Origin of the sequence: Shewanella sp. SM73 (assembly GCF_025653795.1) — a bacterium.
In the GTDB taxonomy this organism is placed as follows: Bacteria; Pseudomonadota; Gammaproteobacteria; order Enterobacterales; family Shewanellaceae; genus Shewanella; species Shewanella oncorhynchi.
On the sequence record NZ_JAKKRY010000008.1, the window covers coordinates 23,498 to 36,102 of the forward strand.

Annotated in this window: 6 protein-coding genes; 2 read left to right on the forward strand and 4 right to left on the reverse strand. The window is 46.0% G+C overall.

Going from position 1 to position 12,605, the window contains the following annotated elements; all coding sequences use genetic code 11:
- Positions 1–128 precede the first annotated feature (128 nt).
- Complete coding sequence (locus L5M51_RS12600) at positions 129–2,132, forward strand: methyl-accepting chemotaxis protein (RefSeq protein WP_263173073.1); 2,004 nt, start codon at positions 129–131, stop codon at positions 2,130–2,132.
- A gap of 622 nt (positions 2,133–2,754) precedes the next feature.
- On the opposite strand, the gene cydX is transcribed toward L5M51_RS12600, so the two are convergent.
- The 4 genes from cydX to purL all read right to left on the reverse strand — a co-directional run bounded on the left by cydX (position 2,755) and on the right by purL (position 10,755).
- Complete coding sequence (gene cydX / locus L5M51_RS12605; RefSeq protein ID WP_011788717.1) at positions 2,755–2,871, reverse strand: cytochrome bd-I oxidase subunit CydX; 117 nt, start codon at positions 2,869–2,871, stop codon at positions 2,755–2,757.
- Positions 2,872–2,890: 19 nt separating this feature from the next.
- On the reverse strand, positions 2,891–4,030 hold the full coding sequence (gene cydB / locus L5M51_RS12610) for a cytochrome d ubiquinol oxidase subunit II (protein WP_028761243.1): 1,140 nt from the start codon (positions 4,028–4,030) through the stop codon (positions 2,891–2,893).
- A 15-nt stretch (positions 4,031–4,045) separates the two neighbouring features.
- Complete coding sequence (locus tag L5M51_RS12615; RefSeq protein ID WP_028761244.1) at positions 4,046–5,602, reverse strand: cytochrome ubiquinol oxidase subunit I; 1,557 nt, start codon at positions 5,600–5,602, stop codon at positions 4,046–4,048.
- A 1,271-nt stretch (positions 5,603–6,873) separates the two neighbouring features.
- Complete coding sequence (gene purL, locus L5M51_RS12620; RefSeq protein WP_263173262.1) at positions 6,874–10,755, reverse strand: phosphoribosylformylglycinamidine synthase; 3,882 nt, start codon at positions 10,753–10,755, stop codon at positions 6,874–6,876.
- Between the two features lie 279 nt (positions 10,756–11,034).
- On the opposite strand from purL, the gene mltF reads away from it, so the two are divergent.
- Entirely contained in the window at positions 11,035–12,465 is a 1,431-nt protein-coding gene (gene mltF / locus L5M51_RS12625) for a membrane-bound lytic murein transglycosylase MltF (RefSeq protein WP_263173076.1), read from the forward strand.
- Positions 12,466–12,605: the final 140 nt, after the last annotated feature.

Here is a 12,605-nt window from a genome sequence, read left to right on the forward strand (position 1 = left end):
GTCCAAGTCTAAAACTGCAAAAATATCAACGAAATGAGTTTAAAATTGCAGAAGTTTTAGACCCACATCAAGACTACAAAGTAAAACTTAGGCTACATTGATGTAACCGTTACCTATAGGATCTTACGATGAATTATAAAAATTGGCCTATTGCAAAACAAATTGGCGCCCTCGCGTTTATTCTTACTCTTCTCATCTTTGGCGTACTGAGTACCGTCTCCTATAAAGCCGCTTCAAATGTATTAGAAGATAAAGGTATCAGTGCCATGAAATCTGAAATGCGTGCAGTTTCAGACATGTTAGAGCTGCAGTACGATAGTCTTCTGCAGCTTGCGAGACGCAACGCCGATGTTTTTAAGGAAATGTATCCTGGACAATTTAGTCTGCAAAATAAAACTGTCAATGTGATGGGAGTCGGCTCTCCAGCCCTAATGCATGAACAAGAACAAGTGAACTCATCAAAAAGTAAAGTCGATCGTTTTGCTAATCTAACTGGCGGTACCGCTACGGTATTCGTGCGTGATGGCGATGACTTTATGCGAGTTTCGACTTCGCTCAAAAAAGCCGATGGCAGCCGTGCACTAGGTACTTCCCTTGGCAAAACACATCCAGGCTATCAAGTGCTGCTCAGCGGTAATGAATACGAAGGTTATGCCAAACTTTTCGGCAAAGACTACATGACAGTCTATCGTCCAGTGAAAGACACACAGGGCAAAGTTATTGGTATCTTATATATTGGCTTCGACATCACCAGTTCCTTAAAACAATTACAAGAAGCAGTTAACAGAATCACCTTAGAAGAAAGTGGCCATTTTCTATTAGTACGCAAAGCAGACAATGTGTTAGTCGCCCATCCTAAGTTCAACGCAGGTGACATCATCACCGAAAGTATGCTTGATGGCTTAAGTGTTGCGTATGCCACCCAAAATGATGCGGAATCCCATTACAGCAATAGTAAAAATGAGCCCATGTTTGCCTATAGCCAAACAGTAACAGGCTGGAATTGGGTGCTAGTGGGTCAAGTCAAGGCAAGTGAGCTTAATGAAGAAAGTATGCAATTGCTCACCATCAACGCCATCGTTGCTATCACAGGGATCGCGCTGATCACAGCGCTATTATCAGTTGTCTTAATTCGCGCACTCAAACCTTTGCATGCCCTCCAAGTGCATATGGAAAATTTAGGCAGTGGCGATTTTAGCCATCACTTAGCGCCATCAGAACCACAGAGTCAAAACGAAGTGGATCGAATTACGACCAGCGTATCAACTATGTCCTCAGAGCTCAGGCAATTGATTATTGCATTGCAGGATTCAGTCATGAGTCTAGAGCAACAAGCCTCCAAGGCACAGAGCATCGCGAAGCAAAATGGTGAAGAAGCTCAAGCCCTAATGCTACAAACGGATCAAATCGCAACTGCCATCGAAGAAATGTCGACCTCGATCCGTGATGTGGCTAATCATGCCCAAGATGGCGCAGTTCAAAGCCAGCAAGTGGATGCCGCAGCCAAAGAAGGTCAAAACCAACAGACTAAAATGGTGCAGGATTTACTCAAACTCAGTCAGCAACTCAACAACAGTCATCAATCGGTTGAAAAAGTCAGCCATGAAAGTGAAGCGATCAGCAAAGTGACCGAAGTCATTAACAGCATTGCCGAGCAAACTAATTTACTCGCATTAAATGCAGCGATTGAAGCGGCGCGCGCAGGCGATCAAGGTCGAGGCTTTGCCGTCGTTGCCGATGAGGTGAGAACTCTCGCCCAGCGGACCCAGTCATCCATTGTAGAAATTGGCCAAACGATTGAAAAGCTGCAAACTCAAGTGAAAAGCACCACAGAACAAATGAGCCAAAGTCATCAATTAGGAATGGAATCTGCAACACAGGGTGAAGCAACGGGTGAACAACTGAAGGAAATCACCCGTAGGATTGGCGAACTCGCGATTAGCTCACGCAATATAGCCTCGGCTACTGAGCAGCAAAGCAGTGTTGCACAAGAGATAACCCACAATTTGCATCAGATCAGCGAACTCGCTAACGAAGGCGAGCACCGTGCCACTGAAACAGTGCATTCTGCCAATGAACTGTCTTCCTTAGCCGCCGCCTTAAAACGCCAAATAAGCCAGTTTAAGGCCTAACTCAAATACGGACTTAGATAACCTGAGCTCGGGATAAGCAGAGCCGCTGAATAGGCATCTTTTCGGGCCTCTCTGCGTTGCTCTGTCTAACCATAGCTCGCTATGGCGTACGACAGAGCGCCTTGATATGCGCAAAAATCTGCGCATTCAGTCAGGAAATAGATTTTTCGCTTTAAACGAATAATTTTATACCATTGATTTTATTTGTTAAATTTAGATTTTTCGACACTCGTTATCCCGAGTTCAGGTTAGATACAGAGTTAGTGCTTTATCAAACGTTAAATGCCGCCCTAACAGGGCGGCATTTTTTATAACAGCACTACATCAAAACGATAGGAGCCACATTTAAGAAATGGATTTGGGACTTTGATTTAGGATACTGACGTAAAGGAGTAATGGAGAAAATATCTTAAGCCATGCAGAGCAAGCATCTGCAGAGAGCACAATCAAAAACAATGATATCAGACCTATTCGTTGCAGTTACATCACCACTCTGCAGCGAAGTTAACTGCTTGGCCTAATACGATAGCCTAGCTCTGCCTCTAATTAAAATAACCTCCGCCGATCAAAAATCTCAATAAAAAACCCCGCTGATGCGAGGTTTTTAAATCGAGTTTAGACGTTACTCGGCATCTTCTGCCGATCTGTCCATGTTCTCTGTATTCTCAAGCCACAGGGCATTGATAATCCCGAAAGAACAGGCCAACAAAACCCCTAATATCCACGTAAAATACCACATAGCAGATGCTCCTTAATGCCTAATAGAGTGAGGCTTTGTTATCTTCAATATGCTTACGGCCGATACGACCAAACATCTTGTAGTAAGTCCAGACAGTGTAGCTCAACACTATAGGTACGAAAATCGCTGCAGCAGCAGTCATAACACCTAAGGTCATTTTACTGGCTGTTGCATCCCACATAGTCAAACTGACGTTAGGGTTAAGTGATGATGGCATGACGAATGGGAACATTGCTGCACCGCAAGTCAAAATCACCATAGCCACAGTGAGTGAGCTGAATAGGAACGCAAAACCTGAACGGTTAAAGCGGCTAACCAAAATCACTAGCAGAGGCAATGCCACACCTAAGATGGGGAACAGCATAGTGATGGGGTATTTGTCATAGTTGGCAAGCCAAGCACCCGCTTCAATTGCGACGGTTTTCATGGCTGGGTTAGAAACCGCATTATGGTCCAGTACTGAAGTCACTACATAACCATCAATACCATTGGCTAACCACACACCCGCAGCAGCAAACAACACAGCCACTAACAGTGCGAAGAATTGCGTGGCTTTCGCAGCACGAACACGCAGCTCACTGTCAGTCTTCATTTGTAGCCAAGAAGCGCCTTGCATCATAAACATGCTCACGCTCACAAGACCTGCCAGCAAACCGAAAGGATTCAACAGGCCGAACAGACCACCGTGATAAGTCGCACGTAGGAACTCGTCGAATTCAAAAGGCACACCTTGTAACAAGTTACCAAAGGCCACGCCTATGATTAGCGGAGGTACAAAACCACCGGCAAACAAAGCCCAGTCCCACGACTTACGCCATTTTGGATTTTCGATTTTAGAACGATAATCGAATCCGACTGGACGCATGTAGAGGGCAAACAGCACTAACATCATGGCGACATAGAAGCCAGAGAAAGACACTGCATACACCATAGGCCAAGCGGCAAATAACGCACCGCCTGCTGTGATTAACCACACTTGGTTGCCGTCCCAATGGGGAGCAATAGTGTTAACCATGATACGGCGCTCAGTATCGTCTTTGCCTATAATTGGCAGTAACGCACCGACACCCATGTCAAAACCATCAGTAACCGCAAATCCGATGAACAGTACGCCGATCAGAGCCCACCAGATAACTCTTAATATTTCATAATCAAACATAATGAAATCCTCTGCTTAGGCTTCTAGGTTCTCGAAATGATAACGACCAGTTTTCAAACTGCTCGGACCAATGCGGGCAAACTTAAACATCAAGAACATCTCAATCACCAGCAGTACAGTGTAGAACAAGGTGATAGAAAGGATACTGAACCATAAGTCGCCAGTCGTTAAGCTTGACGCAGACATAAAGGTCGGTAGTACCTCAGAAATCGTCCAAGGTTGACGACCATACTCAGCCACAAACCAACCACACTCAATCGCGATCCAAGGCAATGGCAAGCTATAAAGTGCAGCTTTAAGTACCCATTTTTTCTCGGCAATTTGATGACGTGTGCTTTGCCAGAATGCCGCAGCAAATACGAACAACATGATAAAGCCTAGACCGACCATCACACGGAAGCTCCAGAAAATCGGTGCTACGTTCGGGATAGAATCTTTAGCTGCTGCTTTAATTTGCTCTTCAGTCGCATCAACCACTTTGTCTGTGTAGCGTTTTAGTAAGAAACCGTAGCCTAAGTCGACTTTCGCTTCTTCAAAAGCAGCACGTAGTTCAGGCGTTTCTTCACCCGCACGCAGTTTCACTAGCATGGCATAGGCTTTCATACCGTTACGGATACGCACTTCATGCTCAGCAATCAAGTCATGAATACCAGTCACTTCTTCATCCAACGAGCGTGTTGCCACTATACCCATCGCATAAGGAATTTTGACTGCAAAATCTGTTTTCATGGTTTCTTGATTCGGAAAACCGACAGCAGTAAAGGCCGCTGGAGCAGGCTCTGTATGCCACTCAGCTTCAATCGCTGCTAACTTAACGCGCTGTGCTTCACCCACTTTATAGCCAGATTCGTCACCTAACACGATAACCGACAGAATCGCCGCCATACCAAAGCTTGCCGCAATCGCGAATGAGCGACGGGCAAAAGGTAAGTCACGTTTCTTGAGGATGTAATAAGCACTGATCGCCAGTACAAACATGGCCCCCGCCACATAACCCGAAGCGACGGTGTGAACAAACTTAACCTGCGCGACAGGGTTAAACACAACCTCAGCGAAGCTGGTCATTTCCATACGCATGGTTTCGTAGTTGAACACTGAACCCACAGGGTTTTGCATCCAACCGTTTGCCACTAGGATCCACAATGCCGACATGTTAGAACCAAAGGCCACTAACCAAGTCACGACTAAATGCTGACGCTTAGTGAAACGATCCCAACCGAAGAAGAACATACCCACGAAGGTAGATTCAAGGAAGAAGGCCATTAAACCTTCAATAGCCAGAGGCGCACCAAAGATGTCCCCTACGTAATGCGAATAGTAAGACCAGTTAGTACCAAACTGGAATTCCATTGCCAAACCTGTGGTAACCCCCAAGGCAAAGTTAATACCAAATAACTTACCCCAGAACTTAGTCATATCTTTATAAATTTGTTTATCAGTCATCACATACAGTGATTCCATGATAGCCAGCAAAAATGCCAACCCCAAAGTCAAGGGAACAAATAGGAAGTGATACATGGCTGTCAGCGCAAACTGCAACCGCGATAGCTCAACAACCTCTTCAACAATCATCGGTGACTCCTTACTTGGTGCGTCCAATTGCTATGACATAACCCGCGTCAATCACAGCAAGTGCCTTTGTAGGATAGTGAGTTTTCATTTTGTGTTTATATCTGCGACAACAGTATAAACCGTTAAATTTAATCTTTTGCATTAGTTCGAAGCAGCAAGGGCTAAAAAGTACCAATATCTGTTGCATATTGAGACGCGAGTCACACTATCGCAAGTAACTGAGACCGACACCCTACCACTCACTCAATCAAATGATTTCATCGATATAAATATCAGATAGTTAAGATATTTATTCATTTTCATTTGTGGCTATTTTATACCACCTCGCTTTGATGCAAATCAATCAAACTCAGGGGTTTAGGTGGGTTTTGCGGTGAGGCACACACTTCCCCACCAGAGAGGATTGACAATCGATAAAAACAAGAGTAGTGAGCAACCATTAATTGATATAAAGTCATGCTTTCACTAACTAGGCAGCAAAAATAAGCTCTAATCATCAAAAAACCAATAAATAAATAATGTTGCAACAAATTAACTAAAAAATATTGTCACAAATTTAAGTGAGTCATAATTTAAAACCTTTAAAATCAAATATAAATAAATATAAATATAAAAAATCACAATCGAACAGGCTAAAATGCATTAGTTTTAATAATGAATATTTGTATTTTTTCTCGTTTGAGAAGCTAACCTAAGTTGTTTAATATATGTCCTGTGTTAAGGAGACAATTTGGTAGAACTGGTGTCGTAGCCCAGCCAAGACCAACTTCGCGCACATAGGTACTAACTTTTGGTGTGGAGATATCGATATGACTAAATTATTTGAACGTCTGGTTAACAGCTACAAGCGTGTTTTTGTTGAACTTTATACAGCTAATGAGCTGAAATAATCCCCAGAATTACTCGTGAAATTGATTGCATTTATGTGAAGTTTTGTTAGCGCAAAACGGGCCCCCATCTCCCTGAGATTGGGGGCTTTTTCTATATTAAGACCCTAGCATCCCCCAACAACTCCAGAACCCCATAAAACACCACGCCCCGTATCAAATGCGCAACATACCTATTAATAGGTATTTACCGATTAAAGTGGCTATTTTGCCACTTTAGTCCATTAGATTATTTGCAATAAGCGTTAATAATTTGAAATACAATCACTTCCATAAAATGCATTTTATATATAAAAAAAGGAGCGAAATTATCGCTCCTTTTTTACGCTTTCATTAACCTGCTTTTACCACTCAACAAAGGCAAAAGCCGTTGACTTTAAACGCTTAACCTAAGGTCACTCGTGCATTACGGAACATACGCATCCAAGGGCTATCTTCACCCCAAGCATCTGGATGCCAAGAGTTCGCCACAGTTCTGAACACACGTTCGGGGTGCGGCATCATCAAGGTTACGCGGCCATCTGTGGTACAAATCCCAGTCAAGCCATTTGGCGAGCCGTTCGGGTTTTGTGGATACTGAGTCGCGATATCACCTTTACCATTGACAAAACGCAGCGCAATAGTGCCTGACGCTTCGGCAATCGCCAGCGCTTCAGGGCTAGCAAACTCAGCCAAACCTTCACCGTGAGATACAGCAATTGGCATACGTGAACCGGCCATACCTTGGAAGAATAACGACGGGCTCTGTTGCACTTCAACTAAGCTGAAACGTGCTTCGAAACGCTCTGAGCGGTTACGCACAAAACGTGGCCAGTGCTCGCTACCTGGGATAATTTCTTTCAGGTTAGACAGCATTTGACAACCGTTACACACGCCAAGGGAGAAACTTGAGTCACGTTCAAAGAAACGAGAAAACTCATCGCGAGCTCGCTCATTAAACAGAATCGACTTAGCCCACCCCTCACCTGCGCCTAATACATCACCGTAGGAGAAGCCACCACAGGCCACTAGGCCTTGGAACTCACCTAGGCTGATACGGCCAGATAAAATATCCGACATGTGTACGTCGCGGCTTTCAAATCCAGCGCGGTCAAAAGCAGCGGCCATTTCTACGTGGGAGTTAACGCCCTGCTCACGCAAAATCGCCATCTTAGGCGCAGCGCCCTTAAGGATATAAGGTGCGGCAACATCAGTGCTTGGATCAAAACTTAAGTTAACGGTTAAGCCTAAATCGGTTTCGTCTTGCTTAAGTTTGAACTCTTCAAGCGCGCACGCTGGGTTATCACGCAGAGCTTGCATTCGATACGTGGTTTCTGACCACACAGTACGCAGCGCTACACGGGTATCACTGAAGATTTCACGCGCGCCATCTTTAATGGTGATGCGTTGATCGTCGGCTAGAGTTCCGATCACATGGCAAGGCACGCCAGCGATAGCGAACTGAGCGGCAATTTTCGCAGCATTGTCACGGCTCACTTGCAGCACAGCGCCGAGCTCCTCATTAAAGAGTCGTTCTAAATCAGTGCCCTGCAAGTCCTCTACATCTATGTCTAAACCTGTATTACCGGCAAAAGCCATTTCCACTAAGGTAGTGAATAAACCACCGTCGCTACGGTCGTGGTAAGCGATAACCGATTTTTTAGCGACTAGATTTTGCATGGTTTCGAAGAAACCGCGCAGCAGTGCAGCATCGTCAAGATCCGGCGCAATATCACCCAGCTCACCAAACACTTGGGCTAAACAAGAACCGCCTAAACGATTTTTGCCCGCACCTAAATCCACTAACAGTAAAGACGTTTCGCCTTTATCTGTGCGTAGCTCTGGCGTCACTGTATTGCGAATATCTTGCACCACACCAAAGGCGGTAATGACCAATGACATAGGTGACGTCACGGTTTTATCCGCGCCATCTTGCTGCCATGCGGTCTTCATCGACATAGAGTCTTTACCGACCGGAATGGTCAAGCTCAGCTCTGGACACAATTCTTCACCTACGGCTTTCACCGCTTCATAAAGACCCGCATCTTCACCTGGGTGACCCGCGGCAGACATCCAGTTGGCAGAAAGCTTAATACGCTTAAATGAACCGATATCGGCACCAGCGATGTTCATAATTGACTCAGCCACAGCCATACGGGCAGAGGCGCCAAAGTCTAGTAGCGCTAGCGGTGTACGTTCACCCAGTGACATAGCCTCACCGGCGTAGGTATCAAAGCTTGCCGCAGTCACAGCGCAATCGGCCACAGGCACTTGCCATGGACCCACCATTTGGTCACGGTTCACTAAACCCGTGACTGTGCGATCGCCAATAGTGATAAGGAAGGTTTTATCCGCAACTGTAGGCAAGCTCAGTACGCGTTTAACCGCTTCTTTAACATCAATCTTGTTTTGTTCGAGCGCTGGCGATACGGCTTTGGCCGATACCACATCGCGGCTCATCTTAGGCGCTTTGCCTAATAAGACTTCGAGCGGTAAATCGATAGGATTATTGTCGAAATGGCTATCGCTAAGCGTCAGGTGTTTCTCCGCTGTCGCTTCACCCACAACCGCAAACGGTGCGCGCTCACGCTCACAGATGGCAGTAAATAGCGCGAGGTTTTCAGGGGCAACTGACATCACATAACGTTCTTGTGATTCGTTACACCAGATTTCCAGCGGGCTCATGCCAGGCTCATCCGAAGGCACATTACGCAGATTAAACAAACCACCGCGCTCGCCGTCATTCACGAGCTCAGGGAAAGCGTTCGACAAACCGCCCGCGCCCACATCGTGGATAAATTGGATAGGGTTTTTATCGCCAAGCTGCCAACAGCGGTCAATCACTTCCTGACAACGACGTTCCATTTCTGGGTTTTCACGTTGCACAGAAGCAAAATCTAAGTCTTCACTCGATTGACCCGATGCCATAGACGAAGCGGCGCCGCCGCCCAAACCAATGTTCATCGCAGGCCCACCGAGCACAATCAGCTTAGCGCCAACGGTGATTTCGCCCTTTTGTACGTGTTCTTCACGAATGTTACCTAAACCACCGGCTAGCATAATTGGCTTGTGGTAACCACGGACTTCAACACCGTTGTGGCTGCTGACTTCCTGCTCATAGGTACGGAAATAACCGACCAATGCCGGACGACCAAACTCGTTGTTAAATGCCGCGCCGCCAAGAGGACCTTCGGTCATGATGTCCAGCGCACTGACGATACGCTCTGGCTTGCCATAGTTACCTTCCCATGGTTGAACAAAACCTGGGATTTTTAAATTGGATACACTAAAGCCTGTTAAACCCGCTTTAGGTTTAGAACCACGACCTGTCGCGCCTTCATCACGGATTTCACCACCCGAACCGGTTGCAGCGCCAGGATATGGGCTGATAGCGGTTGGATGGTTGTGGGTTTCCACTTTCATCAGGATGTGCATTGGTTCAGTGTGGTAGTTGTATACCCCATCAGGATCGGGGAAGAAACGACCCGCAACCGAACCTTCCATCACAGCAGCGTTATCTTTGTAGGCAGATAACACGTGATCAGGCGTGGTTTCAAAGGTGTTCTTGATCATCTTGAACAGTGACTTAGGCTGAACTTCACCGTCAATGGTCCAATCTGCATTAAAAATCTTATGACGACAATGCTCAGAGTTCGCCTGAGCAAACATCATCAATTCGATGTCATGGGGATTACGGCCTAAACGGACGAAGTTCTCGACTAAATAGTCGATTTCATCTTCGGCTAAGGCAAGCCCCAACTCAGTGTTAGCCACTTCAAGTGCGCGGCGACCTTCGGCAAGAATATTGACGCTCTTAAACGGCGCAGGCTCAGTACGTTTGAACAGCACATCGGCTTTGGTAAAATCATCGAGGATAATTTCAACCATACGATCGTGCAGCAACGCATTTAAGGCTTGTTGCTGAGGCGTTGTCAGTGCATCTGACTCGACATAATACGCAACGCCTCGCTCCAAACGCTTCACTTTACCAAGGCCACAATTGTGCGCGATGTCAGTGGCTTTTGAAGACCAAGGAGAAATAGTACCGGGGCGAGGAGTGACAAACAGGAGTGAACCTTGGGGGATATGAGCTTCTATCGCAGGTCCATAGGTGAGAATTTTTTCAAGTTGCTGGCGTTCATTTGTGTCGAGCAACTCGCTCAAATCCGCTAAATGAACATACTCAGCATAGATTTGGCGTACCGGAAGCGCCGCGTTTTCGCAGGCCTCCATCAGCTTTTGCACCCTAAACGTCGAGAGTGCAGGGGCTCCGCGGATGATCTCCATCACGTCTATTCACCTTATTATTTATTATTGCAGGGGTCAGAGGTGGCGCTATTATAAGGAAATGTCTGTCACAAATCACCTGCGACCTTACGCAAAACAGTGTTTCCTGTGATATAAAAAGCCCAGTATTGTGTCGACTGCACTTTCCCCCAGAATGATTTTTTTTCGAAATCGCAGACAAACGGATATAATCCCACCAATGTCAGCCAGTTCACCACTAATGCCCCACTGTTAACTCGCTATCTATAATATTGATTTTATTTACTATAAGTACATTTAATGACTCGATTTCTGTTCGCTCTTATCTTAGGTTTCCTACTGACAGCCTGTCAGCAGGTGACCGTGGACGAAACAGAATTCGTGCCCAAAAAATTAACTGAGCTAAGAGTCGGTACACTTTACGGCCCACAGATTTATATGACCTCGGGCCAAGGTGATAGCGGTTTCGATTACGATATGGCGGTATTGTTTGCCGAATACTTAAATGTGCCCTTAAAAATGGTGCCCTACACAAACCGTATCGAGTTGTACGAAGCCCTCAAAAAGAATGAAATCGATATTATTGCTGCAGGCATGACAGAAACACCCACAAGGCGAGAACAGTTCCGCTTAGGTCCACCGCTATACCGGGTGAATCAAGTGTTGGTGTATCGCGAAGGCATGCCAACCCCAAAAGACATCAGTGACTTAAAAGGCAAGATCACCGTTATCGCCGACTCTTCCTTCGTCGAGACCTTGACCCAGTTGCAAAAGCATTATCCAACGCTGGTGTGGGATCAAATTACCGACAAAGACAGTGAAGAGTTGTTGGCCATGATTGCCAACAAAGAAATTGACTACACTATCGCCGACTCCAGCAGCGTACAGATCAACCGTCGCTACCTGCCCGACCTACGCTCAGGCCCTGTGCTAGAAGAAAAACTCGATGTGATCTGGCTATTACCTCCCACTCACAGTGATGAACTTATGAGTAAATTGCTGGCCTTTTGGCACCAAGAGAAGCTTGCCGGAACGCTGGATCATCTCAACGAGAAATACTTTGGTCATGTAAAACGCTTCGATTATATCGATACTCGCGCATTTATCCGTGCCATTGAGACAGTATTGCCGCGTTATCGACAATTATTTGAAACCCATGCAGGCAATTTAGATTGGCGTAAACTGGCAGCAACCAGCTATCAAGAATCACATTGGAATCCTAATGCCCGCTCGGCCACAGGAGTGCGTGGCATGATGATGTTGACTCAGCCAACCGCCAAAGAGATTGGGATCACCAACCGACTCGATGCCGAAGAAAGTATTCGCGGCGGCGCGGCGTATTTGAACGATATGATCAATCGCCTGCCAGAATCGATCCCCGAGAGTCAACGCATGTGGTTTGCGCTGGCCTCTTACAACATAGGATATGCCCATATTGAAGATGCACGTAAGCTTGCGGAATCGATGGAGTTAAATCCCAATGCTTGGCGAGATTTAAAAAAGGTACTACCGCTACTGCAAAAGCGTAAATATTATCAAAAAACACGTTATGGTTACGCCCGAGGCAGTGAAGCCGTTCATTACGTCGACAGCATCCGTCGCTACTATGACACGCTAGTCTGGGTGGATAATCAGTCGAAACAACCCGCCCCCGATGATGACTCGAGCGACCTTACTGTGGAAGAACCCGTACTTCCAGCAGGAACGTTAAGCCCTGATCAACCTAAATAGCTTAACTCGTTAGCGCTCAGGTGCATGGGCCAAACGACAATCCAACAACTCACTTCTTATATATCAAGTACAGAGTTTTACGTAACAAGAACACCAACATAAAAACTCAAGATGTACATAGATGTCTTCAACAAGGTGCG